This is a genomic window from Peptoniphilus indolicus (genome assembly GCF_900454665.1).
GTDB lineage: Bacteria > Bacillota > Clostridia > Tissierellales > Peptoniphilaceae > Peptoniphilus > Peptoniphilus indolicus.
Map to the genome: position 1 here is coordinate 1,679,095 of NZ_UGTH01000001.1, position 26,442 is coordinate 1,705,536.

26 protein-coding genes are annotated in these 26,442 nt (G+C 29.6%); 25 read left to right on the plus strand and 1 reads right to left on the minus strand.

Translation table 11 applies throughout. The features are described from left to right. Positions 1-86: 86 nt before the first annotated feature. The 18 genes from DYE58_RS08010 to DYE58_RS08095 all read left to right on the plus strand — a co-directional run bounded on the left by DYE58_RS08010 (position 87) and on the right by DYE58_RS08095 (position 17,651). Entirely contained in the window at positions 87-1,103 is a 1,017-nt protein-coding gene (locus DYE58_RS08010; protein WP_040552353.1) for a hypothetical protein, read from the plus strand. Between the two features lie 390 nt (positions 1,104-1,493). Then, positions 1,494-2,801 (plus strand): NCS2 family permease, encoded by a 1,308-nt coding sequence (locus DYE58_RS08015; protein ID WP_004821180.1) that lies wholly within the window; start codon positions 1,494-1,496, stop codon positions 2,799-2,801. Positions 2,802-2,811: 10 nt separating this feature from the next. Continuing rightward, positions 2,812-4,503, plus strand: coding sequence for an adenine deaminase (gene ade, locus DYE58_RS08020; protein WP_004821181.1), 1,692 nt, complete (start codon positions 2,812-2,814; stop codon positions 4,501-4,503). 119 nt (positions 4,504-4,622) lie between these two features. Next, on the plus strand, positions 4,623-4,946 hold the full coding sequence (locus DYE58_RS08025) for a DUF6442 family protein (protein WP_004821184.1): 324 nt from the start codon (positions 4,623-4,625) through the stop codon (positions 4,944-4,946). A gap of 14 nt (positions 4,947-4,960) precedes the next feature. After that, complete coding sequence (locus DYE58_RS08030; RefSeq protein ID WP_115312181.1) at positions 4,961-5,272, plus strand: DUF6442 family protein; 312 nt, start codon at positions 4,961-4,963, stop codon at positions 5,270-5,272. Positions 5,273-5,282: 10 nt separating this feature from the next. Beyond that, on the plus strand, positions 5,283-5,606 hold the full coding sequence (locus DYE58_RS08035; RefSeq protein ID WP_004823565.1) for a DUF6442 family protein: 324 nt from the start codon (positions 5,283-5,285) through the stop codon (positions 5,604-5,606). Beyond that, complete coding sequence (locus DYE58_RS08040) at positions 5,606-5,812, plus strand: helix-turn-helix transcriptional regulator (RefSeq protein ID WP_004823566.1); 207 nt, start codon at positions 5,606-5,608, stop codon at positions 5,810-5,812. Before DYE58_RS08035 ends, DYE58_RS08040 begins: the two co-directional genes overlap by 1 nt. Before the next feature lie 554 nt (positions 5,813-6,366). Then, positions 6,367-6,963: a TetR/AcrR family transcriptional regulator gene (locus DYE58_RS08045; protein WP_004821187.1), complete on the plus strand. Its 597-nt coding sequence runs from the start codon at positions 6,367-6,369 to the stop codon at positions 6,961-6,963. Positions 6,964-6,982: 19 nt separating this feature from the next. Continuing rightward, positions 6,983-9,463 carry a PEP/pyruvate-binding domain-containing protein gene (locus DYE58_RS08050; protein ID WP_115312182.1) on the plus strand — a complete coding sequence of 827 codons (2,481 nt, stop codon included), beginning with the start codon at positions 6,983-6,985 and terminating at the stop codon, positions 9,461-9,463. A 1-nt stretch (position 9,464) separates the two neighbouring features. Then, positions 9,465-10,838 (plus strand): MATE family efflux transporter, encoded by a 1,374-nt coding sequence (locus DYE58_RS08055; protein ID WP_004821194.1) that lies wholly within the window; start codon positions 9,465-9,467, stop codon positions 10,836-10,838. 51 nt (positions 10,839-10,889) lie between these two features. After that, a complete protein-coding gene (locus DYE58_RS11070) occupies positions 10,890-11,030 on the plus strand; it encodes a hypothetical protein (RefSeq protein ID WP_004821195.1) in 141 nt (46 codons plus the stop codon). Positions 11,031-11,637: 607 nt separating this feature from the next. Next, positions 11,638-12,336, plus strand: a complete 699-nt coding sequence (locus DYE58_RS08065) for a response regulator transcription factor (RefSeq protein WP_004821197.1) — start codon at positions 11,638-11,640, stop codon at positions 12,334-12,336. Between the two features lie 3 nt (positions 12,337-12,339). Beyond that, positions 12,340-13,248, plus strand: coding sequence for a sensor histidine kinase (locus DYE58_RS08070; RefSeq protein ID WP_004821199.1), 909 nt, complete (start codon positions 12,340-12,342; stop codon positions 13,246-13,248). A 119-nt stretch (positions 13,249-13,367) separates the two neighbouring features. Beyond that, on the plus strand, positions 13,368-14,135 hold the full coding sequence (locus DYE58_RS08075; protein ID WP_115312183.1) for an ABC transporter permease: 768 nt from the start codon (positions 13,368-13,370) through the stop codon (positions 14,133-14,135). Between the two features lie 13 nt (positions 14,136-14,148). Beyond that, entirely contained in the window at positions 14,149-15,072 is a 924-nt protein-coding gene (locus DYE58_RS08080; protein WP_004821202.1) for an ABC transporter ATP-binding protein, read from the plus strand. Beyond that, positions 15,065-15,796 (plus strand): ABC transporter permease, encoded by a 732-nt coding sequence (locus tag DYE58_RS08085; protein WP_004821204.1) that lies wholly within the window; start codon positions 15,065-15,067, stop codon positions 15,794-15,796. The genes DYE58_RS08080 and DYE58_RS08085 overlap by 8 nt, the downstream gene beginning before the upstream one ends. Next, a complete protein-coding gene (locus tag DYE58_RS08090; protein WP_115312184.1) occupies positions 15,797-16,519 on the plus strand; it encodes an ABC transporter permease in 723 nt (240 codons plus the stop codon). An 883-nt stretch (positions 16,520-17,402) separates the two neighbouring features. Continuing rightward, positions 17,403-17,651 (plus strand): hypothetical protein, encoded by a 249-nt coding sequence (locus DYE58_RS08095; protein WP_115312185.1) that lies wholly within the window; start codon positions 17,403-17,405, stop codon positions 17,649-17,651. Between the two features lie 332 nt (positions 17,652-17,983). Here the strand turns inward: DYE58_RS08095 and DYE58_RS08100 are convergent, their stop codons facing one another. Next, on the minus strand, positions 17,984-20,401 hold the full coding sequence (locus DYE58_RS08100) for a transglycosylase domain-containing protein (protein WP_004821210.1): 2,418 nt from the start codon (positions 20,399-20,401) through the stop codon (positions 17,984-17,986). A gap of 85 nt (positions 20,402-20,486) precedes the next feature. On the opposite strand from DYE58_RS08100, the gene DYE58_RS08105 reads away from it, so the two are divergent. From DYE58_RS08105 to DYE58_RS08135, 7 genes are all read left to right on the plus strand, one after another. Further along, the gene (locus DYE58_RS08105) at positions 20,487-21,143 is read left to right on the plus strand and encodes a Crp/Fnr family transcriptional regulator (protein ID WP_004821213.1); all 657 of its coding nucleotides are present in this window, start codon (positions 20,487-20,489) and stop codon (positions 21,141-21,143) included. A gap of 109 nt (positions 21,144-21,252) precedes the next feature. Next, positions 21,253-23,106, plus strand: a complete 1,854-nt coding sequence (gene hcp / locus DYE58_RS08110; protein WP_004821215.1) for a hydroxylamine reductase — start codon at positions 21,253-21,255, stop codon at positions 23,104-23,106. After that, positions 23,106-23,675, plus strand: a complete 570-nt coding sequence (locus tag DYE58_RS08115) for a hypothetical protein (RefSeq protein WP_004821217.1) — start codon at positions 23,106-23,108, stop codon at positions 23,673-23,675. Before hcp ends, DYE58_RS08115 begins: the two co-directional genes overlap by 1 nt. A 1-nt stretch (position 23,676) precedes the next feature. Next, on the plus strand, positions 23,677-24,225 hold the full coding sequence (locus DYE58_RS08120; RefSeq protein WP_115312186.1) for a hemerythrin domain-containing protein: 549 nt from the start codon (positions 23,677-23,679) through the stop codon (positions 24,223-24,225). A gap of 237 nt (positions 24,226-24,462) precedes the next feature. Next, positions 24,463-25,140, plus strand: a complete 678-nt coding sequence (locus DYE58_RS08125) for a GNAT family N-acetyltransferase (protein ID WP_004821220.1) — start codon at positions 24,463-24,465, stop codon at positions 25,138-25,140. Between the two features lie 6 nt (positions 25,141-25,146). Then, complete coding sequence (locus DYE58_RS08130) at positions 25,147-25,431, plus strand: ArsR/SmtB family transcription factor (protein WP_004821222.1); 285 nt, start codon at positions 25,147-25,149, stop codon at positions 25,429-25,431. A 204-nt stretch (positions 25,432-25,635) separates the two neighbouring features. Further along, a complete protein-coding gene (locus DYE58_RS08135) occupies positions 25,636-26,439 on the plus strand; it encodes an electron transfer flavoprotein subunit beta/FixA family protein (protein ID WP_004821224.1) in 804 nt (267 codons plus the stop codon). Positions 26,440-26,442: the final 3 nt, after the last annotated feature.

Sequence of the window (26,442 nt, forward strand, 5' to 3'; positions counted from 1 at the left end):
ATCTGAATTTTATAATTTATAATTTTGATGTGATATGATATTATAGTACTTAGAAAAATGTTTTCTTAAAACATATGGAGGTTAAAATGAATAGAAAGTTGAAAAATGTAATACTATTTGGAATTTTTATTGTCATTCTTTTTTTATCTACATTAACAAAACAGTTTTCAACAGATATTTTATGGAAGCAGGATGAAAATTCTACAAGAGAGTTTCAAGGAATTCTATTTCAAAATCCATCTGATATCACCAACTTAAGGGTTTCAAGAACTCCAGTTGATGGATATGGTGGAAGACTTATAAAGTATGGTGTTGAATTTTCATACATAGGTGATGGATCTAATTTTAGAATTTTAGGAACGCCGGTAAGGCAAGTATTCTTTGAAGCACCGATAGAAGCAAAATATAGCGTAGCTAATTTAAAAGGTGATTATGATAAGATAAGTAATATGCTGTTTAATGAAAAATTGTCATTAAAACTTCCGCTTGATTCTAAAGAAACTAATCTTAAAGCTAAATCTGAAATAAGAGTTAAGCTTGATTCAAATGTTGAAAGCTATAATTTCTCGTTGTACTATGAGCCAATGGACATAAAATACAGACAAGAGGATGTTATATCCAGAACTTCAGTATTTTTGACAAATGCTAAAGTGGATAAGTTTACAAATTCACAAAAAGTCACTGATGCACAAAATATATCTTTTTCAGATTCAGGATTTACAGTAAATGCACAAGAGTTTAAAGATAACGCTAAGCTATCCGGAATAACTATAGTGAATAATTTGGCTAGAATAATATTTATAGTGTCCACACTTTTAGTCCTAGCACTTATTTGGCTAGATAAAAAGAATGTATTATCACTTAATATTTTGTTGAATATGTTGATGATTCTTACGTTCTATAGATTATTAGATATGGGAGTGACTTCACTAGGAGCGCTTTTAATAATGCCTATAATAGGATATATATCAACTTGTATAGCAAGACTTATGGGCAAGGATACAATTCACTTGACAACAAAAGAATTAAAACAAAATTTAGCTTATACAATAATATTTTTTATAGTAATACTTATTGTGATAATAATACCTAGAGCAATTTAAAATTTAGCACTGATAAGTAAGTGTTCAGAATTAAGACAAACCCGGGAAAAATCTCCTGGGTTTTTATATTATTAAATTTTTAATGAATCCCATGATATTTGGATTGTTTGTTTCTGTTTTCTTAAAAATAGTGCCAATTTTTTATATTCATATTGTTGCAATTTATAAAAATTAAAAATAATCGATTTTTAGATACTATAATTAAAAATTTAAATAAGCATATTTATTAACAAATAATAAGTTAAATAAAAGAAATATATAAAAGAGTATAGTATACATTTAATACTCGATAAAGTGATAAATTAATAAAAATAATTTATTTACAAAATAGATGAAAAGTAATAAAATATTATTTAAAGAAATCGTTTTATTTAATTATGGAGGTTATTAATGAAAAAATCAGATTTTTTAGAAAGGGTATTTAATTTATCGGGCAGGAATACTTCTGTAAAAACTGAAGTTTTTGCAGGAATTACAACATTTATGACTATAGCTTATATTTTAGCTGTTATACCTGGTAATTTAAGTGAAACAGGGATACCAAGAGGTGCTGTGTTTACCGCAACAATTATAAGTACTATTTTTGCAACATTAATAGCTGGGTTATATGCTAATTTACCATTTGTTTTTAGTGCACTATTGGGATTTGATTCATTTTTTGTATTTTCAATTGTATTTGGAATGGGAAAAAGTTGGCAATTTGCTTTAACATCAGTTTTAATAGCCGGAATAATCTTAACAATACTTACAATTTTTAAAATACGTATAACATTAAGTAATGTAATACCCATGAATTTAAAAATTGCAATGGTTGTTGGACTCGGTTTATTTGTAACATTTATAGGATTAAAGAATGCTGGTATTGTAGAAGCAGGGGGGGCTATTTTAAAAATAGGAGATATAACAAAGCCTGAGGCTTTATTAGCTTTGTTTGGGATTATTGTACTTTCTGCTATGAATTATTTTAAAATAAAAGGTTCTTTTTTAATTACAATAATAGGAAGTACGGTAGTAGCAGTTATTACAGGGATAACATCTTTACCGGAAAATATTGTAAGTTTGCCGCCTTCTTTTATGCCAACAGCTTTTAAATTTGTAGGAACTGAAGAAATTTTTACTACAGACATGGCCGTATGTGTATTCGTTTTCATTTTTATGTCTATTTTTAACAATATAGGGACTGTAACAGGTCTTTCAATAAAAGCTGGATTAACAGATGAAAATAATGAAGCAAAAGATATGAATAAATCTTTTTTAGTAGATTCTTTAGGAACAATTGTAGCGGGGTGTTTAGGAACAAGTGTTGTAGGAACAACATTAGAAACTTCAGCCGGAATAGAAGAGGGAGGACGAACAGGACTTATGGCGGTAACAAGTGCATTAATGTTTGTACTCGCATTATTTTTTAGCCCATTATTTTTAATAGTACCAAGCGCTGCTATAACTCCGGTTCTTGTAACAGTTGGATTGTCAATGACAAGTGCAGTAAAAGCTATAGATTTTGATAATATAACAGAAGCTATACCTGCATTTTTAACTTTTATCATAATTCCTCTTACTTACAGTATTGCTGATGGTATTATGATAGGAATTTTATCTTATGTAGTATTAAATATTATAACTGGTAAATTTAAACAAATATCTTTACCAATGTATGCTATGGGAATTTTGTCTTTAGTTAAAATGTTATTTTTATAAGGAGAGAGAAATGTTAAAGAGTGATATGAAAGCAGATTTGATAATAAAAGATGCCAGAGTAATAGATGTATTTCAAAATGAAATTTACAAGGGAAATGTAGCCGTGAAGAATGGAAAAATTATTGGTATTGGAGATTATGAAGATGCAGATGAGATTGTAGATGCAAAAGGAGCCTACCTATCACCAACTATGACTGATGGACACGTACACATTGAGTCTTCAATGGTATCTCCAGCTGAATTTTTAAAATGTTTAGTTGCAAGAGGAGTTTCAACTATAATAGCAGATCCGCATGAAATAGCGAATGTGTGTGGGCTAGATGGACTTGAATACATAATAGACGAGACAAAAGATTTACCGGCACATGTATATGTAATGTTGCCATCATGCGTTCCATGTACACCATTTGAAACAAGCGGAGCTATTTTAAAAGCTTGCGATTACAAAGAGATGATAAATGACCCTAGAGTTTTGGGGTTAGGAGAGATGATGGATTTTGTGGGAACAGTAAATCGTGCAGAAGACATCTTGGAAAAAATTGACTTGGCTAAAAATAGCAATAAGGTAATAGATGGACACGCTCCCCTTTTATCAGGGAAGGCGTTGGATGATTATGTATTAGCAGGAATTTTAACAGACCATGAGTGTTCAGCTGTAGATGAAATGAAAGAAAAGATTCGCCGTGGAATGTACATTCAATTAAGAGAAGGTACAGCTGCTAAAAATTTAGAAGCACTGATAAAAGGAGTTACAAAAGATAACATAAGTCGTTGTTTCTTCTGTACAGATGATAGACATCCGGAAGACTTGTTAAAAGATGGAAATGTAGATAACAATGTGAGAAAAGCAATTAAATTGGGGATGGAACCTTTAGATGCAATTAAAATGGCAACTTTAAATCCGGCTCAGTGTTACAAAATGGAAAATTCAGGGGCAATTGCACCGGGGTATGTTGCAGATTTCTTTTTATTCGATGATTTGAATAACATAAACGCAAAAGCAGTTTTCATTGGAGGTAAGAAAGTAGCAGAAGACGGAAAAGTAATAGTAGATTTTTCTCCAAAACTTTCTCCAAAAGTACTTTCAAAAATGAAAATAAAAGATTTTAAATTAGAAGATTTAAAACTTAAATTGAATTCAAACAGAGTCCATGTGATTGAAATGGAAAAAGAATCACTTTTGACAAAGAAAGTTGTCTGTGATGTAGATGTAAAAGATGGATACTTCGAATACTCAGATGACGGAATAAGAAAAATAGTGGTAATTGAAAGACACACAGGAAATTCTACAATAGCAATTGGCTTGATAAAGGGATACGATATAAAAAATGCCGCTGTTGGGACCACAATAGCACACGATAGCCATAATTTAGTTGTAATTGGAGACAATGATGAAGATATGCTAAACGTAATAAAGAGAATAGATGAGATGAGCGGTGGAATGGCAATATCTTCAAATGGAAAATTAGAAGGCTCTTTAAGACTTGATATAGCAGGAATTATGAGTAGCAAATCAATGACAGAAGTACATGAAGACATAAAAAAATTGCTAAAAAAGGCAAAAGAGCTTGGAGTAGGAGATGGAATAGATCCATTTATGACTCTTGGATTTATGGCTCTGCCGGTTATACCGGATATAAAGATGACAGACAAAGGATTGTTTGATGTAAATGAGTTTAAACACATTCCTTTAGAAGTTTAAATTTTAATAAATTAGAAAGTGCTTTTAGTAGCACTTTTTATTTTGCAAATTCCCATTGACAAGTAAACTTGGCGGGGATATAATTCAATTACCAAGTAAACTTGTCAGGAGGTATTAAAATGTTAAAAGAAGAAATACTTAAAAAGAGTAGAGATGAAAATTTTGATGAAGCAAAAGAAAGTTATTCAATGCAAGGTCTAAAAATAGGTTTCAATTTGATGTCTTTAGTATTTGTGTTAATTTATGTTTCATGTGCTATAAGAGGAAAAGATGTAGTTTGGAGAGAATCTATTCTTGGAATGTATCTGATATTTGTCTCATCTCAAGGCTATACATTATATAGATTTAATAGACAAAAATTTTATTTATTTCAATTTTTAGTAGCTTTAATGCCGGCAGTGATTTTAATTTTAGCTACTCTGTATTGGATATGGTTGAAATAACTTAGGAGATTACAATGGATATAGAAGAAATATTAAAAAAGAACAGAGACAACAAAGAAGATGAAGTAACGGGAAATGTACACACTAGAGGATTGAAATTAGGATATAAAACATTTACATTGTTAGTTATATTTTTTATTGTATTTAATATTTTTACAGGGCAAACAAGTTATGCAATACAATCTATATTTTGTGGAGTTATAGCGGCTGAATATTATGAAAAGCATAAATTTTCAAAAGAAAAAATTTTTTTAGCAGTGTTTATTTTAAGCTGTATCGCATTCATAGTATTGTTACTAAACCATGTAAAGCATATTTTGTCATAGAGGTGAGGGTATGAATAAAGATGAAGTATTAAATAAATATAAAAAAGAAAATACATTTGGTGATGAGAGAGAAAGAAGTCTTAAACTAAAGAGTTATGAATTGGGAACAATTTTTGCAAGTATAGCTTTTATAATTGTGTGGATTGTTGGAAGATATAAAAATTTAGATATTTCTCAAGCTACTTTTGTATTTATGGCGACAATAGTTGGTAGATTTGTTTCAAAGTTATATAATAAAAATTATAGTGGTAATTTTGAAAAAACATCATATATTTTAGTGATAGTTGGCGGGTTAATTTTATTTTTTTCACAAATAGTGGATTGGTTGAGATAATGGACGAAAGCTTAAAGTTAAAAAACAATTTAAAAGAGATAAGAGCAGAAAAGAAAATGTCACAACAAAATTTAGCTGATATTGTTGGCGTTTCAAGAAATACTATAAGTTCAATTGAAACAGGACAATTTAACCCAACGGCAAAATTAGCACTTATAATATGTATTGCACTTGATAAAAAATTTGAAGAAATATTTTATTTTTAATATCAATAAGAGAGGGACTGTTGTAAAATGTCCAAAAGAAAAACGAATAGCGGAATGAGCTGACCCTTAAAGTTGGAATACAAAACCTAACTTAAGGGGTTTTTTATGCCAAAATATAATTTAGAATTTAAAATAAAAATAATAGGGAAATATCTATCAGTTAACATTGGCTTGAATTCACTGTTTAATAAATATAACTTTGAATTCTGATTAGAACGTAAATTAATTCTTATTAAATTTTAGGGGTGGAAAGATTAAAACGCTTTCTCAAAAACAATTCGTATAGTATAGAATTTAAATTAAAAGAGAACTAAATTTTAATGTATAAAGTTTAGAGTATTTAAAAACACTAATACGAAAAGGAGTGTTATAGGTGGATGACTATAGAAATATTATCAGTAATTTTGGAGTAGGAAATTTTGCTAATAACAATTTAAAAATATCAATGAATATAAAATGAAATATTCATTGATATTTAAACTTGTCAACGTTATAATGTATATGAATAAAAAATAAAAAATTCATAGAGTTGTTTATAAAATTTGGAGGCTTAGATGGCAAAGGCATTTACAGAAGAAGAGAAGATTAAAATAAAAGAAGATATTATGGAAACGGCTCTTGATTTGTTTCACGAAAAAGGAAAAAAATCACTTAGTATTTCAGAACTGACAAAAAGAGTAGGGATAGCTCAAGGGAGTTTCTATAGTTTTTGGAAGGACAAAGAATCTCTCATTATTGATTTAATGGCATATAGATCCATACAGAAATTGAATGACATAGAAAAAGAATTCTCAAATTCATTAACAAATCCTAAGAAATTTCTTTTAGATGTGATTTATAGGTATGCCATAGATATGACAATGAAAATTAAAACACAGCCTATTTATCAAGAGGCATTTAAAATATTTGCAAGTCAAGATTTAAAGAAAGTAAACAGAGTAGAAAATCTTTATGGAGATTTTGTAGATGGGTTAATAGACTATTGGTACAAAAATAATGTAGTAAAAAGCGTAGATAAGCAAGGCTTATCAAATGCTTTCGTTGGAAGCTTTGTTCTATGTTCAAATTATTTTCATTTTAATGAAAATACCTTTGAGGAAGTGTTACATATTTACATAGAGAGTATTATTAACAGGTATATAGAAATATAGTTTTAAAAGGGAGACCGTTATGATACTAAATTTTGATGAGATAAAAAAGGAAGATGTTTTACTCGCCGGAGGAAAGGGGGCCAATCTTGGAGAAATGACCTCTGCAAATATAAATGTTCCGAGTGGATTTGTTATTACATCGGATGGCTATAGAGATTTTTTAAAGGAAAACAGTATTGATATTTTTATTGAAAATGAAATTAAGAAATCAGGAAATGATGAAAAAGTTCTATTAAGTATATCTGAACATCTTAGAAACAAGATAAAATCCGGTAAATTTCCTAAATTACTTGAGAATACAATAAGACAAAAATATTTTAGTCTTGGAGATAATGTAAGAGTTGCCGTGCGTTCATCTGCAACGGCGGAAGATTTACCGGATGCAAGTTTTGCAGGACAACAAGAAACTTATTTAAATGTGCAAGGTATTGAAAGTGTATTAAATGGGGTGCGTAATTGTTATGCTTCTCTTTGGGGAAACAGAGCGGTGAGCTATAGATTACACCAAGGTTATGACCAAAGTTCCGTTTCAATTGCCGTTGTTATTCAGGAGATGGTAGAAAGCGAAAAAGCGGGAGTTTTGTTTACTGTGAATCCGGTAAGTAAAAAAGAAAATGAGACGCTAATAAATGCAAGTTATGGTTTAGGAGAGAGTGTTGTAAGCGGAAGAGTTACAGCAGACAGCTATATTGTTGACAAAAATGGAGAAATTATTGAAGTAGCTATTGGAAGCAAGGAAACCCAGATTATATATGCAGAGAAAAACACGGTAGAGGTAGCGGTTTGTGATAACGATAGAAAAAAACGAGCATTAAATGATAAAGAAATATTAGAGCTGATAAAATCTTGTTTGAATATTGAAAAACATTATAAAATGCCAATGGATATTGAGTGGGCAATTAAAGATGATGAAGTATATATTTTACAGGCAAGAGCTATTACCACATTGAAACATTCTATAGATAGTCTATCTGAAGACAATTTGGTCCAAAAATATACAAAGGATAAAAAAATCAATAAAAGTACACGAAAAATGATGTCATTTCTTTTAGAAAAAATGCCTTTTGCATATAGAGTGCTTGATTTCGACTATTTTACGGCAATTAATGATCAGAAAGTTAACATTTTATCGGAAGTCGGAATTGTTTTACCAAGAAATCCGATTATAGATGATGATGGAATACAAACCTTTTCTGATACAGGCAAACGAATCAATAAAAATATATTTAAGTTTTTTAAAATTTTAAGAAATATGAAAGACTTTAACAGTTGTTATCATAAGTGCAAAGATTTTATGAGAATATATAAGTCGAAAATAGAAAAAATTAAGTGTTTAAATTTTGAAAATATGACATTGGAAGAATGCAAAAATTTTATAGAAGATAGTTATATTTTTTTACAAAAATTAGCATATGACAGATTCAAATACGCTTTATTCCCATCAGTTTTAAACGATAAAAAATTTACAAAAATAATCAAAAAAGTAAATGCCAACTATTCTTCATTTGATTTTTATTGGAATTTGGATAACAAAACATCAGCAGTTACAAATGATATTTATGAAATGGCTTGTGAGATAAGAAAAAACGAATCCTTAAAAAGAGATGTTATTTCAGGAGAAAGTTATAAAGAATTATATGAAAACCATGATGATTTTAAAGATATAACAGATAAGTTTATGAGAGATAACGGATTTAAATCTGATTATAATTGCTATTGTTTATCTGCAAAAACATTTATTGAAGATCCCGATAGGCTGATAAATATATTAAGACCGATATTAAACACAGATGAAAGTAGTGATGAGATTAAACAGAGTAAAGACTTTTCCGAATTAATGATAAGGCTAAAAGAAATTTATGGACATAAGTTTCAAGATATAGAAAAACAAATAGAATATTTCAGATATTTTCATGTAGTTCGTGAAGAAACTCAATATATTTGGGAAACCTTATTTTATTATGTAAGACAGTGTGTTAAAAGAATCAACTGTATTCTTATTGGAACTGAAGATTATGAAATTGGGATTGCCAATCTGTTTTATAAAGAACTCTTGGAAGCAATGAATAGGGGTAGTCTAAATGAATCGGATAAGGAAAAAATAAATAGGAGAAATGAAAAGTTTCCTTTGGCAATAAAAGTATGGGATGCCTCAAAGTTGTTAATTTTTGAAACAAATGGGGATGTTTTAAAGGGCGTAAGTGGAAGTGCTGGTATTGTAGCCGGAAGAGTGTGTATAATAAATAATCCGAAGGAATTTTATAAGATGAAAAAAGGTGATATATTAGTTTGCCATCTTACCGATCCTGAGTGGACACCGTTATTTAAGCTGGCAAGTGCAGTTGTAGCTGATACAGGTTCTGCTTTAAGTCATGCTGCAATTGTTGCAAGAGAGTTTAATATTCCGGCGGTGCTGGGGGTAGGATTTGCTACTACAAAATATAAAGATGGAGATATGATTCAAGTAGATGGTAATAAGGGCGTAGTTAGAGGTTTGTAGCATGAACTCAAATAATAAAAAGGAATTGAGAATAAAAGCTATTTTAAATGATGATCTTCTTCCATTATTGGTAAAAACTTCCATTCCTACCATTATAGGTATGCTCGTCATGGTAATTTATAATTTGACTGATACATTTTTTGTCGGTATTTTAAATAATAAATACATGACAGCTGCTATCGGCATTGTGTTTAGCTTTATGGGTTTTATTCAAGCGATTGGATTTTGGTTTGGGTATGGAAGTGGAAATATAATGTCGAAAAAGATTGGAGAAAATGAAGAAAAGGAAGCAGAGATTATATCGTCTATTGGAATACTCTTTGCTATTGTCATTGGTATTTTGATAGCTGTTTTATCATGGTTTTTTATTTTACCGCTGTCAAGATTTATAGGTGGAAATGCTTCTGAAAACTTGTTGAATTTTACAGTAGAGTATCTAAAGGTAATTATTATCAGCATTCCATTTGGTCTTTATTCTATTACGCTTTACAATCAATTAAGACTTTGTGGGAATGTAAAAGACGCAATGATAGGATTACTGGTAGGAATGGCTGTTAATATGCTTCTTGATCCTGTATTGATGTTTGGGTTTAAACTTGGCTTTATCGGGGCCGGATATGCAACTTTGATAGGACAAATTACAGGGTGCATCGTATTAACGAATTTATCAGAGAAAAATGGGAATATTGCTGTTGACTTAAAAAAAGTAAAACTGAATAAAGAAAGAGTATACCATATTTTGGCAGGAGGAATGCCTAATTTTTCAAGGCAATCTATTACAAGCATAGCTCTGATTTTGCTTAATGTTGTAGCTGCAAAATACGGTGATAGTGTTATAGCAGCATTGACAATAAGCTCAAGGATAGTGGCATTGGCATATATGATAATGATAGGTTGGGGACAGGGATTTCAACCTATCTGTGCAATGAATTACGGAGCAAAGCAATATGATAGAGTTAAGAAAGCTTTTAAGATTTCAGTAATAGTTGGGACAGTTTTTTTAATCGTGTCGGCAATTTTGTTATATGTTTTTTCTGAACCGCTTATTAAAGCTATGTCAAATGATAATGAAGTTATTTTAGTCGGTTCTGAGATACTGCGTATGCAATGTATTACATTGCCACTTTTAGGATACTTTGCAATAAGTAGTATGCTTATGCAGAATATAGGACAATATTTTTGGGCATCAATCATTTCAATTTCAAGGCAGGGAATATTTTATATCCCATTGATATATATTTTGTCAAATATGTTTGGGGAATTTGGAATATATTTGCTACAACCGGTGGCAGATGTTTTATCATTTGTTTTAGCGGTTATTTTAGTTAGAAAAATAAAATTTACTAATTATAAATTCAAACAAGATGTTAATTAAAGTTTATAAAATATTTATTCAGGAGGCAAAAATGTATAGCTAAACAATGAAGTGATAAATAATAAAGATAAAGTATGTAATTCGTGTAAAATACTTGAAACTGAAGAAGTATGCAAAGCCTATTGTAAGATAAAAAGCATGAAAAATATCTTTAGAGAAAATATTGAAAGTATGGCGTTATTATATTTTTAGTAATTAATTATGATATACACTTTGCAGATAAAAGGATAGATGAAAGAAAAGACATTGAAATGGATAAGATAAATCTAAACAGACAATTTAAAACATAATTCTGTATTCAAAGCATTAGAGATGGTATGATATAAATAAAAAAGAGTAGTATTGGGGAATTTATTGATTTGACATTTCTAAAAGTATTTGTTATATTTTCAGTAAATTAAGAGGGTGTCTCACTACATATACCCCAAAAGTGAAGCATTAAAGCAAGTAGAGAGGATAAAACCTCTCTGTTTTTTTAGAAGAAGGAAATTACAGAAGTAATTAAATATGAATTTTATACTGTGAATCCCGATTACCTTGAGTAACTAAATCAAATAGATCCAGAAGTTTATTACAATCCATCATATAGAAACAAGTAGTAAACCGTTTGTTGGAATTGTTGTTGGGATAGAAAATTATAATTATTTTATTTCAGTTTTTTTCTTCGAAAGAAAAACACAAAAGATTGAAGAATTTTTCCGATGAACATTTCTTGATTGATGAAGATAGCATTAAAATAAATGGAGATATTTATAAATTATGATAATTAAGCTGACCTGCTATTATGGAGTTTTGAAATATGAAAGAGATAATAATTATAGATGATGATGTTGTATTATGTAATCTAATTAAAAAGTGTTTAAGTACAGACGGATATTATGTAGATATTGCCAATAATGGACTGGAGGGATACAAAAAAATTCGAAATTCAAATAATCTGTGCTTGATTTTATTAGACATTATGCTTCCCGATTTTGACGGATTTCAAGTTTTGGAGATGATAAGAGAAGAATATACTGTTCCGGTTTTAATGTTGACCGCAAAGTCTGATGATGATTCGAAAATTTATGGACTTAAACAAGGTGCGGATGATTATCTAACGAAGCCATTTAATATTAATGAACTTAAAGCAAGAGTTGAAGCTATGGTTAGAAGATTCACAGACTTTAATCAAAAAAATATAAATCGTTCTAATGAAATCATAATAAAAAATATGAAAATAGATAAAGAGAATAGAACTGTAAAATTAGACAATAATAATATCGAATTGACAAATAAAGAATTTGACTTGCTATATTTTCTTGCATCTAATAAAGGAAGAATTTTTACAAAAAAACAGATATATACAAATGTATGGAAAGAAGATTATCTTTTTGATGATAGCAATATCATGTCCTTTATAAGTAAACTCCGAAAAAAAATAGAACCTAACCCTGAAGAGCCGACTTATATTTTGACGGTTAGAGGAGTTGGTTATCGCTTTAATAAGGAGGAGTGATGTATGGACATAAAGACCATCATAATCTTAATACTTTTATGTGTGATCCTATATTTAGTAAAAAAGATCACGCATATAAAAAAGGAAATAGATAGGATTAGGGAGGTACTTGTTGATATCAAAGATGGTGATTACAATCGTAGAATTTTAATTAAGAAAAATGATACTACAGAAAAAATTTGCCACGATATAAATGAGATAACACTACAAAGTCAAAATAAACTAATAGAGCAAAAACAGTCGGAGCAGGCATATAAATCACTTATGACAAGTTTATCTCATGATGTAAAAACTCCTTTAGCATCTATGGTCGGATATTTGGAAGCAGTGCAAGCAGGACTTGTTATAGGGGATGAAAAAGATGACTATATAAAGGTTTCTTTAAGTAAAGCAAATTACTTAAAGGATTTTGTAGAGAAACTTTTTGATTGGGTAAAATTGGATTCGGGAGAATGGAAGTTTTCTTTTGCGGATAAGGATTTGAACGAATTAACAAGAAATGTGATAAGTGATTGGATTCCTATTTTTGAAGAAAAACATATAAGTTATGAAATTGAAATTCCGGAACAGGAATGTAACATAAGGATAGATGAAAATGCTTATTTTAGAAGTTTAAACAATATCATAAACAATATTATTGTTCATAGTAATTGTGATAGAGTACGTTTGAAATTAGAAGAATCGGATACAAAAGTTATTTTGACGATTTTAGATAATGGAGATGGTATAAGTGAAAAGGATTTACCGTATATATTTGACAGAATGTATCAGGCAGATAGTTCAAGATTAACAAAAGGTTCAGGACTTGGATTATCAATCGCCAAAGAATTATTGCGAGTAAATAATGCTAAAATAAGCGTAAGTAGTGTGCCAGGTATAAAAACTGTTTTTAAAGTGGAGTTTGAAATGTAAATAGCTGATTTAGAAAGTCTCTTCGGGGACTTTTTTTATTTAAGCAAGATAAAAATAAGAGTGTCACAAGATTATGGCAAGGTTAATCATTTACAATATTTATTGTAAGGAGGTGCAATATGTTTTTAATAAAAGCTGAAATAAAAAAATGGAAGAGAAATAAAATTTTTATAGCTATTATTATATTAACTTTTGTCTTGAATTCATTTGCAATTGAAAGGGCATTTTCAATTTCAAGAGAAAGTCCTATAATGGATAGCTTTGGAGACTTATATTGTTTGGCATTCAAGAATATAACCTTTGTGTTCCTGCCAATCGTAATTGGAATAATTTCGACCATGTTATTTTTCGATGAAAAAAAGAATGATACTTTAAAGAATGTACTGATAACTTCTGTTAGCAGATTTAAAGTATTTTTGGTGAAATTTATTCTGATTGAGTTATTAACTATATTTTTAATGATATTAACATATATATCATCTGTATTTGGTGCAGTAATAAGTGGAGGTTTTATAGATTTTAATTTAGTTACATTAAAAGAGGCAGCAATATTATATGTAGTTGCAGCTTTATTAATTCCGATTGCAATGCTTCCGGTGATTTATATTGCTACTTTTTCTAAGAGTTATGTTTTACCTATTTCTATGTGCTTGCTTTATTTAGGAATTGGGATATTTGGAGCTTCGATATTAGTTCATATACATCCGCTTGCGAGTTTATTAGGAATATATCAAAATGTATCATCTGCTGCTAAAGAAATGGTAGAAAATAGTATTGGAGGATATTCACTAAATGTTTCCTCGTTTAGTTGCTTACTATCTATTTTATCAATTGGAATAGTGTTTTTTATACTTTCTATAAAATCAATTAAAAGACAAAATTATTAAGGAGAAAAGTAAGATGAAAAATTATATTATTGAAACAAAGAATTTAACAAAAGTGTATGGACAACAAAAGGTTGTAAATTCTGTAAATTTGCATGTTGAAAAAGGTTCAATCTATGGTTTATTAGGACGAAATGGAGCAGGAAAAACAACCATTATGAAGATGATATTGGGTCTTACGGATATTTCGAATGGTGAAGTAAGTGTTTTCAATCAAAACATAAAAGGTAACGAGAAAAAGATTTATCCAAGAATTGGTGCAATTATTGAAACACCCGGATTTTATCCTAACCTTACGGGGACAGAAAATTTGGAAATATTTGCAATGTTAAGAGGAACGGCTTTTCCTAATGCAGTTAAAAATGCTTTAGAAGTAGTTGGTCTGCCATATAAAGATAAAAAACTTTTTGGGAATTATTCTTTAGGAATGAAACAAAGACTGGGAATAGCTAATGCAATTTTACATGATCCTGAGGTTTTAATCTTAGATGAACCAACAAATGGATTAGATCCAATAGGAATAGCAGAAGTTAGAAGCTTTATAAAAGATTTAAGTGTAAAAAAAGGAAAGACGATTTTAATTTCCAGTCATATTCTATCTGAAATAACACTCCTTGCTGATACAGTGGGAATTATAGATAAAGGAGTTTTGTTAGAAGAAAACAGTATGGAAGAATTAAATAAGAAAAATAGAAAGTATATTATGTTGGAAGTATCAGACGTATCAAAAGCTACTATTATTTTGGAAAAGGAATTTGGAATAACAAATTATTCAGTTGAAGATAATAATCATATAAGGATATATAGTCATGGAACAGATATAGCTAAAGTTAATAAGTCTTTGGTTATGAGTGGTATATCAGTGATTTCATCACAAACATGCAATGATTCTTTAGAAGATTACTTCAAGAAAATAACCGGAGGAGAGGGAATTGCTTAATTTAGTTAAAGTAGAGTTTCTTAAATTGAAAAGGAAAAAGATTGTTTGGATGATGTTTCCGGCAACACTCTTAATGCCATTGCTTGCCACTGTATACTTTAGGAATATAGACCTTTCAGATAATCCGATGAAATATTTTAAATGGGCAATCTTTAGTTATAATTTATGGCTGATTTTGCCAATTACACTAGGAATATTTTCTACAATGATCATGTCCGTAGAGCATGAGAATGATATTTTTAAATCGTTATGGATTATTCCAATTCAAAAGATGAATCTTTTAGTCAGCAAATTTGTAATTGTGCTTATTTATAGTTTAGCATTTATGAGTTTGTCAATTTTATTTACAATTCTTTTTGGGAAAATTATTCATCATATAGAGATAGATTATTCTTTGTTTGCTTTTCTCATTAGAAAGTGTTTTGAGATTAGTGGATTTTTAGCAGTTTCTATGCTTCCTATTTTATCTGTCGCATTTTTGACAAAAAAATATATTCTACCTGTTTGCTTGACGATTGTTTATGCTTTTTCAGGGTTTGTAATTTTGATGGTTAATATGTATGTGCATCCATTATCGAGTTCTACTGCAATTGTTTTAAGAGATGTTCCGGGAATAGTATTAAATCAAGATATAAATATAGTTTATTCTCTTCTTTGTATAGGAGGATGGATAGTTGTATTTACAATATTTACAAAATTATTATTGAAAAGGAGAGGATGGTAAATGAAGACCCTTTTATTAGCTGAATATAAAAAGCTTCACAGGTCAAAATTGATGTTTTTGATTGTATTTGCACTCATAATGACATTAGGGATTGTATTTTTTCAAGGACGATTTTCATTTGGTGGCAAAAAGTATATAGATACATTTGGATGGTATATTTTACAGGTGCATTCCTTAACAACATATTTTGTATTGCCAAGTCTGATAGCATTATTTGGAGGATATATTATTTGTCGCGAGAAACAAGAAGATGTACTTAAATCATTGAAGTTAATACCGATAGATGAGAAGAACATGATTACTGCCAAAATGATAATTACTCTATTGGGTAGCATTTTTATTTATCTAATATTGTTTATGGTATCTTTAATTATAGAAACTGCACTACATTTAGATGCTGTAAATATAAGTGAAGTAGTTCACTATTTTGTTGTATATGTATTAACCGGGATAGGCGTTTTTATGGTAATATCTCCAATTATTGCACTTGTTGGACTGGTTAAAAGGAGTTATTGGATAGCTCTGATTATCGCTGAAATATACTCTTTTATAGGAATTTTCTTCGCCTCTAAAGAAGTTGCAAGAGCTATGTATCCAATATCATCTGTGTTTGTTTTGTCAGGAATATATGAGGCATCAGCAATTGAGATTATGCTTAGTATAATCGTAAATATTTTTTGCTGTTTAATAGCGTATAAGATATTAAAAAAAATTAAATATTAGCAAAGAATAATAAAAATGAGCCATGGAGATTTAATCTTAAGGACTTTTAAAAAGATATTCATACAGTCTGTATTACAATATGGTGAGACTAAAAAGAAATTTTCTCCTATTTTTGACTCTACTGATCCATAGGCATATCTATATTCTCTTGCACGATGTGAGGACACGTCCGATCTTATTTTTTATTACATCAACAATATACTTTGAAAGTATATCTGATTTTTTCCTTCACTATAATAAAAATCAATTAGACAAAAAGAATAGATTTTAGGATAAATATTGACCTTTTAATTTTATTATTCTAAATTAGCTTACAAAGGTTTATAAAAGTGAATTTTTGCATATATTAAATTTTAAGATGTTTTTATGAAAAAAATATCAGCTACATCATATCATGGTAGGCTGATACACAAAAATTTTACACTATAATTTTTATATATGAGATTTTTATGTTTATTTTATATTAGGCTGGAATTTTATCGGATATATTCTTTATAAAATTTATCAAAAAATTTGTTTGTAGCAAAATATAAAATTTGATAATTGTAATATAAGATTGTGTGCGATAAAGTGAAAATGAAATATTATATATTACAGCTAAACAAAAACCAAAATAAAAAGAATAGGGTTAGGAGTACCTTTATTAAGTAGCTAGTTTAGAGTTTTTATGTGTAGTTGTTTTACAACCGCACATAAAAACTTTCCCTAATATAAGAATACAGATTTTATGAATTAAAAATTTGAAAATTATAGAGAAATAATTAGCTTATTAAAAATTAAAATCTTATAAATTTTCTTGTTGATAATGTTATTAAGTTACTTAATATTGACATTGTAAAATATACACATAATTTACGACAAAGAGCAGACAGAGGGGAAATAAATGGATAATAAGTTTGATGAAAAATTAGAAAATTTTTTGAATGAAATAGATATTTATAATAATGATAGATCTGGAAAAGAGTTTATAGAAAATTATCATAAAAATAAAAATATTTTTGACGAAGATAATTTTTACGATCTTACGGAAATAGCTCAAAATGCTAATAGTGAAACGGAAGCTTTAAAATATGTAAATAAGGTCTTAAAGTTAGAATCTAATAATGTGGATGTTTTAATTTTGAAGGCTTAAATAAAAGCTAATTCAAATATTGATCTTTTAAAAAAGTTGAAAAAATTCTAGAAAGTGGCAAAAACTATATCTTTAAAACCAAATAAATTTATTATAATACTACCTTGTACTTATATCCACCTCCAATTTTTTATTTCTTATTTAAAGTTTGAGACTAATTGTATGTGGGTGAAATTTCTTTTACATAAAAATATCTGTTAGAGTTTTATTCTCCAACAGATATTATAAAGCCTTTATTTTTAATAAATACATTATATTAAAGCCAAGGATTTTTTAGTCTCCTTGTTTTTTTAATTTTGGGACTTTTGTAAGAGTCCTTTTTAAAATATATATTAGTCATTATTTTTAGAAGAACGAGATTTTGATTTTTCATTATCTTTACTTCTATCTTTTGACTTACTTTTACTCTTTGATTTATTATTGTCGTTTTTACTATTCTTATCTTTATCGTCGTCAGATTTCTTTTCTTTTTTAGTTTCGCTACTATCATACCAACCAAGTTTGTTAGTATAGTGAGCTTGAGTTCCCTTTAAGAAATACTCACTTCTGCCAATGGCTCTTACATATTTCTTTTCAACGTCATTTGGTTGTTCAGGGACTTTGTTTTCTAAATCCTCATGAATAGGTTTCATTATGCCCTTCCAAAGAGTAGCGGCGGCATAAGACATGAATGGAAGTCTTTCGTGTCTATCGTTACCAATCCATACAGAACAAACATAATAAGGAGAGTACCCAACAAACCAAGCATCCTTTTTATCGTTTGTAGTACCTGTTTTGCCGGCCAAATACATTCCTGAGAAATTAGCATTTGTACCAGTTCCTTGAGTGACTACATCGTGTAATATATTTGTAAGTATAAAAGATGTTCCAGGTTTTATAACTTGAGTTCCCACAGGGTCCTTTTTGTAGATAACATCACCTTGTGAATTTGTAATTTGATTTACAAATGTAGGTTTTTGATAAATACCTTCGTTGGCAAGAGGAGTATATGCTCCAGCCATTTCAAGAGGAGATATACCATGAGTCATACCTCCAAGAGCAAGTGCAGCAGCATTTGCATCATTGTATTTAGGATTGTCTTTAGGACTTATAACAGAACTTACACCAATGGATTTTAGATTATCAATAATCATATTGTATGCTTTATCTGTGTTAACTGCTCTTGAGTAAGTTGTCTTAGTGTGAGCATTTAAATCAGAGCCGATATCTCTTGCAACTAATATTGCGCCAACGTTTGAAGACCTTTTAATTAAGTTTCTTATTGTAGTCCATCCTACATAGCCACCAACGTTTGAAGGGCTCCAACGGCTTGTGCCCAAGACTTTTGGAGGTATCTTAGCATCTAAGTATACATCTGCGGCAGTTGAACCATTTTCAAGCGCTGTCATATATACAGAAATAGGTTTTATAGATGAACCGGGTTGACGAGGAACATCAGCACGATTTAGAGTTTGTCCTCCTGAAATTCCACGTCCACCGATTAGAGCTTTTACTTGACCATTGTGTTGGTCCATAAGTACAGCTGAAACTTGCGGTTGAGGTATTCCATTGTCATCTGTTCTATTTCCAGGATAATATTTAGCATTTGAAGTAACTTCTTCTAAGTGTTTTTGTAATTCTAAATTCATAGAAGATACTATGTTAAATCCACCGTTATATAATTTTGCATGAGCATCTTCACTTGAATAGCCAAGTGATTCCAATATATTTACAACTTCTCTCTTTACTTCGTCAACGAAGAAAGAACTCAAACCCTTTTGGCTTCTATTTCCAATTTTAATTTCAATTTCTTGAGCTTTAGCACTGTCGTGTTCATCTTGGTTAATATATCCTTGTTTTAACATCAAGTCTAAAATCAACTCTTGTCTTTGTTTAGACACGGGATTGAATTCAGCCTTGATAGGAGTGTACACATTGTTTTTAACTTGGCTTAAATCAAATTTATCTATTCTACCCAAGTCAAAAAGTGTTTGAGCAATTTGAACAGTTTCACTAGAATTTTCTTTGTCTTTAGCTGTAGGAAGCAGTACAAATTGTACAGTTTCCATATTATCTTCTGGTGTTAAAGCAGCGTTGTTATATGGAGAGTATTTAGTAGGTCTATTTGTAACACCTGCAAGAAGAGATGATTCCGCCAATGTCAATTCTGAAACATCTTTATTAAAAAATGTCTTAGAAGCAGCTTGTACTCCAACTGTACCTTTAGAAAATCCTGCTGAATTTAAATAAGCTTCAAGTATTTGATCTTTTGAAAGATGAGTTTCTATGTTAAAAGCGTAAAATATATCTGTAAGCTTTCTGTTTACATCTTTAGATGAAGATGTGTATAAATTCTTGGCAAGTTGCATTGTAAGAGTTGATGCACCTTGGTCAAAAGATCTGGTTTTTAAATCGTGTACTAAAGCGCCGACAACTCTCTTGAAGTCAACACCGTTGTGTTCGTAAAATCTTTCGTCTTCAACTGATATGACAGCTTTTTGTAAATGTTCAGGAATCTTATCAAGCGTTACATATTCTGAAAATTCACTGCTGACTAAAGTTTCAACAAGTTGTCCATCGTCTGAATAAACTTGAGAAGTTTCATTGATTAGTGACCTGTAATTACTTGGGTCGATTTGAGGAGCAGCTTTTAATACTGAAAGCACATAACCTCCCGTAAGTGTTGCCAAAGTAATCAGTCCTATCAACAAAAGTATCAAAAATATTTTAATAAGGCCAGATATACCTATGCCCTTTTTTCTATTTTTCATCTTTGCCTCCTTGATTTTTTTATTATAACAGATTTTGAGGGATTAGGGTATAATGTAGAGAAATTATAAACTTAGGGGTAAATTTATGGCAAATAAAAGTAATTTATTTTTTAATATGAGTGAAAGTGAAATAGAAAAATTTTTAAAAGACTCAGATTCATTTATAAAGAATTTCAAAAGTGGAGAATATATTTTTAATCAAGGAGACATACCGGAATATACATTCATCATAGAAAAGGGAAGTGTAGTGGTTGAAAATATAGATTCAAATGGAAAGAAGAATATAGTTAATGTATTTAACTCTACAGGGACTGTATTCGGAGAAGTGTATATGTACTTAGAATCAGAAGGATATGATTATTCAAGTTATGTAAATGAAGATAGCAAAATACTTTGTATTCCAAAAAAATCTTTGATTGTAAGTGGAGAATTAAATGATTTAAATTTAAAAATAGTAAATAATATGTTAAAAATTTTGGCTAACAAATCTTTCTTTTTAAATCAAAAACTTTTAATGATGGGAGCAGTAACCTTAAGGGAAAAATTAATTAAGTATATATTAAATCATTCGCAAGAAAATGAACTAGTATTGACACTAACTAGACAAGAAATGGGAAATTATTTGGGGGTACCAAGACCATCAGTTTCAAGAGAGCTTATGAATATGAAAAAGGAAAATTTAATAGAAATAGATAAGAATAAAATTATTTTTAACAGAGAAAAATTAGAAAATTTAATTTGACGTAACATATGTTACAGATGACATTGGAAATAAAATATATCATGTAATCACGATAAAAGGTAAAGCAATTTTGAAGAAGATATATTAAAGATTTATTTGGAGGATTAAGATGGAAAATAAAATGTTTTGTTACCAATGTCAAGAAACAAACCAAAATAAAGGTTGTACTAAAGTGGGAGTTTGTGGTAAGACTGCAACTGTTGCGAATTTACAAGATATGTTAATTTGGGTTACAAAGGGACTTGCACAAGTGATGGTTGAAATGCGTGAGCAAGGTCACAATGTAGAGAAGGAATTAAATCATGTAATCTCATACAATTTATTCACAACTATTACAAATGCTAATTTTGATGAAAAAGCATTTGATAAGATAATAATAGATACAATTGAATTAAAAGAAAGATTACTTAACAATATAAAAAATAAAGAAAATTTATTTGAGGCAGCTTTATACAATGAAAAAGATTTAGAAAAGATATATCTAAAGGCCACAGAAGTTGGAGTTTTGGCAACAGAAAATGAAGATATAAGAAGTTTGAGAGAGCTAACTGTATATGGTCTAAAAGGTCTTTCAGCATATTCAAAACATGCAAATGCTCTTTTAAAAGATAGTGAGGAAGTAGACGAATTTATTCAAAGAGCTTTGGTGGAAACTCAAAAAGATTTATCATTAGATGAATTAGTGAATTTGGTTTTAAAAACGGGAGAGTACGGAGTGAAAGGTATGGCACTTCTTGATGAAGCCAATACTTCAGCTTATGGAAATCCTAAAATTACAAAAGTTAATATTGGAGTTAGAAATAATCCGGCTATACTAATCTCAGGACACGATTTAAGAGATATGGAAATGCTTTTGAAACAAACTGAGGGAACTGGAGTAGATGTGTATACTCACTCTGAAATGTTACCTGCAAATTATTATCCGGCATTTAAAAAGTATTCACACTTTGTAGGAAACTATGGAAACGCATGGTGGAAACAAAGAGAAGAGTTTGAAACTTTTAATGGACCTGTTTTGTTTACGACAAATTGTATAGTTCCACCTAAAGAAAGCTATAAAGATAGAATATATACTACCGGAGCAGCTGGATATCCAGGATGTAAACATATTGAAGGGAAAATAGGAGAAGAAAAAGATTTTTCTGAAATAATTGAACACGCAAAGAGATGTAAAGCTCCAATTGAAATTGAAACCGGAGAAATTGTTGGTGGATTTGCACATAACCAAGTATTTGCCTTGGCTGATAAAATAGTAGAGGCAGTAAAGAGTGGTGCAATAAAGAAATTTGTAGTAATGGGCGGATGTGATGGACGTCACAAAGGTCGTGATTACTATACAGAATTTGCGAAATCTTTGCCAAATGATTCAGTGATTTTGACAGCTGGTTGTGCAAAGTATAGATACAACAAATTAAATTTAGGAGATATAGCCGGAATTCCAAGAGTACTTGATGCAGGGCAGTGCAACGACTCATATTCACTTGCGTTAATAGCGTTGAAATTAAAAGAAGTTTTTGAATTAGATAATATAAATGATTTGCCTATAATATACAACATAGCATGGTACGAGCAAAAAGCGGTTATAGTTTTACTTGCACTTCTTTCATTGGGAGTTAAAAATATTCACTTAGGACCAACCTTGCCGGCATTTTTATCGCCAAATGTAGTTGATGTTTTGGTTGAAAATTTTGGAATAGCAGGTAATCAAACTGTTGAGGAAGACATTAATTTATTCTTTGGAGACGATTCAGAAAAAGTTGTAAAAAAAGCTAATGGAATAAATCCAAACGCAACTATTGGAGATTTAATAAGAGAAAATCCGAAATATATTTCAGTTTTAATGGAAATGGGAATGGGTTGTATATCTTGTCCGGCTTCACAAATGGAAACTTTGAGCGAAGCAGCTATGGTCCATGGATATGATGTAAATGAAATAGTAAAGAAATTGGAAGCTGTGAAATAATGAGTGCATTTTTAGGGTTTATTCATCATTTAATGTGGGAAAAGATAAATTTCACAGAGAGTTTGTCAGAAGAAGTTGTGAAAGATTTAAATAACATAGATGAAGTTGAAGCTGAATTAAATAAAATAGGAACTTTGGAAAAAGGTGAATTGTCGGAGTTAATAGACAATTCAAATATACATGGCTGGCTTTTGGAAAGAGTTAATTTAGTTGAAAAAAGATTTGCTAAGGCAGTTGAAATATATTTGCAAACAAATAGCATAGATGATTTAAAAATCAAGTTTTTTGAAAAGGGGAAGGCTGAAAATTTCACGGGTTCAAAAATAGATGCCTACAAACTAATAACATCAAAATTCTTAGATGGTATGCCTTGTGATGGTTCAATAAGAGTTTTGTCGGATTCAGATGATATAGAATTTATGATAGCAAATGACGTTCACAAAAGTGTATGGAATGATTATGCTGGCGTTGATGTATATTGGCTTTTGAGAGATGAATTTGTACGAGGGTTATTAGACAATAAATATTCATATGAAAAAGAAGAAAATATATATTTTATAAGGGGTTAAAATGAAAGCTATAGACTATTTAGTAGAAGAACATGAAGAAATATTATTGTTCACTAATAGATTAGAAGAAGAGTGTCTTAAGATAATTGAAGACAAGATAATAGATGAAGATTTTTTTAGAGCGGCTATACAATTTATAAGAGAATATGCTGATGGAGTTCACCATAAAAAAGAAGAAGATATACTTTTTAAATATATGGAAGAAAATTTAGGAGTTGCAGCGAGCAAATTAGTTAGAAGTGGGATGTTAGTTGAACATCAATTTGGAAGAAGCTATTGCCTTGGAATCGAAGAAAACTTAAATGCCTATTTGGATAATTTTGATAAACTAAGTCTTCTACAGATAGTAGTTAATGCAATGAGCTATGTAAATCTCTTAAGGGAACATATAAAAAAAGAAAATACTGTGGTGTACCCTTTTGGTGAAAATAATTTGTCTAAAGAAATAAAAGAAAGGATAGAATATGAATCTTTAGAATTAAAAGAGCAAGAAAAAGAATTAATGGATAGAAAATACGAATTGAAAAAAATAATATTTAACGAACAGTAATCTTTGAAAAATAAAAGTAGTGCAAATGGAAAATTCTAATTTGTACTATTTTTTTATTAAAAACTACAAATTAAAAAATATTTTTTTAAAAAATATATTTAAAAAGTATTTTTTAGTATATAATGGGTATTAATACAACACTATATAGATAGAAAATTAAATAACAATAAAATATGTATTTTCTATGATAATCATTTATATGAATAAGGGTATAAGTTACCTGGAGGTGAACTATCTATGGAATTATACAGAGATGGAGATTTAGTATATAAAGTTATTGATAAGAGTAATTCAAGAGAAATCATGGAATTAGTTGAAGATATATATTCAAGGATTGACAACAAAGATACTTTTATAAGAGATACAACGGAAGAGATGACTTCTGGAAATACATCTTTAATTGGGGTGTATAAAGAAGATGAATTAGTTGCTTATAGGTATATGAGATTTACAAATAAAGAGGATAGTTTAGCGAAGTATGTGAAAAATTTAAATATACCAGATCAACCAATAGTTATAATGGAAGCAGTTATGGTTCATGAGGACGCAAGAGGAAGAGGTGTTCAAAATAAGAGTAGGGAACTTATGATGAATTATTTAGAAGGAAAAGGGTATGACATATTTATGTCAACCGTTTCACCTGATAACGAACCTTCTTTTAGGAATGTGTTGACAAGTGGATTTCAATTGATAGAATTAGCTGATGTACATGCAGATGAAGATCGACCGGAAGGCTGGACTAGATTTATTTTTTATAAAAATTTAAATAGACCACTTGAATTTATAGAAGAGGAAAAGTTTATAAAACCAAAGGATTTTGAAACGATTAAAAATTTAATTAAAAATAAATTTTTTGGTGTTGATTATAAAGAAGGATATATTATTTTTAGAAAGTTAAAAGTACAGGAGGAGTAATTAAAAATGGATTACGATAATAGGCAACTTGAAGAACGCTCAGAAATGCTAAAAGTTTTAGCGCATCCAATTAGATTATGTGTGGTAAAGTATTTGATAGAAAATGGGACTAAAAATGTTTCGCAATTACAATCAATATTAGAAATACCACAACCTACAGTTTCATCACATTTAGGCAAATTGAAAAGAGCAAGAGTATTGACAAGCAGAAGAGAAGGAACTGAAATATATTATGGGGTTGAGAGTAAGTTAGTTCAAGATTTAATAGTGGCGATTTTTGAAAAGATTTAAGCTATTTTTGAATATTATTGTATATGTAAACTCTTAAATTTAAGAGTTTACATATTAAGTTTAATTTGAATTATATTTTCAATTTTTATATCATGGATATGTGGGAAAATTATTATTTAATATGTTAAAATTTTACCAATTAGAATTTAATTTTTTTGTAAAATAGTAGATTTAAAATATACGGGCAAATTAGCCCGTTTAATTTTGAAGGGAGACGAAATGGAATATCTTGTGTTGATGAAACACGTACCTAAGTTTACAAGAGTACAGTTAGATCCGATAACTCATAATCTTTTAAGAGATGGAATGAGAATGATAATAAACCCTGCTGATTTAAATGCACTGACTTTGGCAATTCAATTAAAAAGGAAGACAGGAGGAAGGATCACAATTCTTACAATGGGTCCTGAAAGGTCAGCAGATATGGTAAAAGAAGCAATAGCTATGGGAGCGGATAGAGGGTATGTGCTTTCGGGTGGGGCTTTTAGAGGATCAGATACACTTGCAACTTCTTATGCGCTTTCTTCTGCTATAAAATATATAGGAGAATTTGACGTAATTCTTGCAGGGACTCAAACGGTAGATGGAGATACAGGGCAAGTCGGTCCTGAAGTAGCTGAATTTTTAGGAATAAATCAAGCAACTTATTTGAAAGATGTAAGTTATAAAGATGGAAAGTTTGAAGTTCTTAGAGAACTATCATCAAGTGTTGAAAAACAAAGAGTTAGCACTCCAGTTTTATTTACAGTAGTTAGAGAAGCTAATGAAGTGAAAAAAGTTAGCAAAGAAAAAATAGAAAGTATAAGCGATTCGCTTATAAAGATAATTTCTGACGAAGATGTTGGAATAGATAAAGAACAATTGGGAGTTTCAGGTTCACCTACTGTTGTAAAAGAAGTATTTGCACATCAAAATAGAGCAACAGGATTATTACTTGAAGGAAGTATTGAAGAACAAGTAAATAAGTTAGTTGAAGTTTTAAAAGCAGATGGAATTATAGGTAGGTAGTAT

Coding starts and splice junctions, on each gene's coding strand:
- DYE58_RS08035 (WP_004823565.1), top strand. CDS start 5,283: ATGAATAAAGATGAAGTATTAAATAAATATAAAAAAGAAAATACATTT.
- DYE58_RS08090 (WP_115312184.1), top strand. CDS start 15,797: ATGAAGACCCTTTTATTAGCTGAATATAAAAAGCTTCACAGGTCAAAA.
- DYE58_RS08050 (WP_115312182.1), top strand. CDS start 6,983: ATGATACTAAATTTTGATGAGATAAAAAAGGAAGATGTTTTACTCGCC.
- DYE58_RS08055 (WP_004821194.1), top strand. CDS start 9,465: ATGAACTCAAATAATAAAAAGGAATTGAGAATAAAAGCTATTTTAAAT.
- ade (WP_004821181.1), top strand. CDS start 2,812: ATGTTAAAGAGTGATATGAAAGCAGATTTGATAATAAAAGATGCCAGA.
- DYE58_RS08025 (WP_004821184.1), top strand. CDS start 4,623: ATGTTAAAAGAAGAAATACTTAAAAAGAGTAGAGATGAAAATTTTGAT.
- DYE58_RS08045 (WP_004821187.1), top strand. CDS start 6,367: ATGGCAAAGGCATTTACAGAAGAAGAGAAGATTAAAATAAAAGAAGAT.
- DYE58_RS08095 (WP_115312185.1), top strand. CDS start 17,403: ATGGATAATAAGTTTGATGAAAAATTAGAAAATTTTTTGAATGAAATA.
- DYE58_RS08130 (WP_004821222.1), top strand. CDS start 25,147: ATGGATTACGATAATAGGCAACTTGAAGAACGCTCAGAAATGCTAAAA.
- DYE58_RS08075 (WP_115312183.1), top strand. CDS start 13,368: ATGTTTTTAATAAAAGCTGAAATAAAAAAATGGAAGAGAAATAAAATT.
- DYE58_RS08105 (WP_004821213.1), top strand. CDS start 20,487: ATGGCAAATAAAAGTAATTTATTTTTTAATATGAGTGAAAGTGAAATA.
- hcp (WP_004821215.1), top strand. CDS start 21,253: ATGGAAAATAAAATGTTTTGTTACCAATGTCAAGAAACAAACCAAAAT.
- DYE58_RS08070 (WP_004821199.1), top strand. CDS start 12,340: ATGGACATAAAGACCATCATAATCTTAATACTTTTATGTGTGATCCTA.
- DYE58_RS08065 (WP_004821197.1), top strand. CDS start 11,638: ATGAAAGAGATAATAATTATAGATGATGATGTTGTATTATGTAATCTA.
- DYE58_RS08080 (WP_004821202.1), top strand. CDS start 14,149: ATGAAAAATTATATTATTGAAACAAAGAATTTAACAAAAGTGTATGGA.
- DYE58_RS08030 (WP_115312181.1), top strand. CDS start 4,961: ATGGATATAGAAGAAATATTAAAAAAGAACAGAGACAACAAAGAAGAT.
- DYE58_RS08120 (WP_115312186.1), top strand. CDS start 23,677: ATGAAAGCTATAGACTATTTAGTAGAAGAACATGAAGAAATATTATTG.
- DYE58_RS08100 (WP_004821210.1), bottom strand. CDS start 20,401: ATGAAAAATAGAAAAAAGGGCATAGGTATATCTGGCCTTATTAAAATA.
- DYE58_RS08115 (WP_004821217.1), top strand. CDS start 23,106: ATGAGTGCATTTTTAGGGTTTATTCATCATTTAATGTGGGAAAAGATA.
- DYE58_RS08040 (WP_004823566.1), top strand. CDS start 5,606: ATGGACGAAAGCTTAAAGTTAAAAAACAATTTAAAAGAGATAAGAGCA.
- DYE58_RS08125 (WP_004821220.1), top strand. CDS start 24,463: ATGGAATTATACAGAGATGGAGATTTAGTATATAAAGTTATTGATAAG.
- DYE58_RS08010 (WP_040552353.1), top strand. CDS start 87: ATGAATAGAAAGTTGAAAAATGTAATACTATTTGGAATTTTTATTGTC.
- DYE58_RS08015 (WP_004821180.1), top strand. CDS start 1,494: ATGAAAAAATCAGATTTTTTAGAAAGGGTATTTAATTTATCGGGCAGG.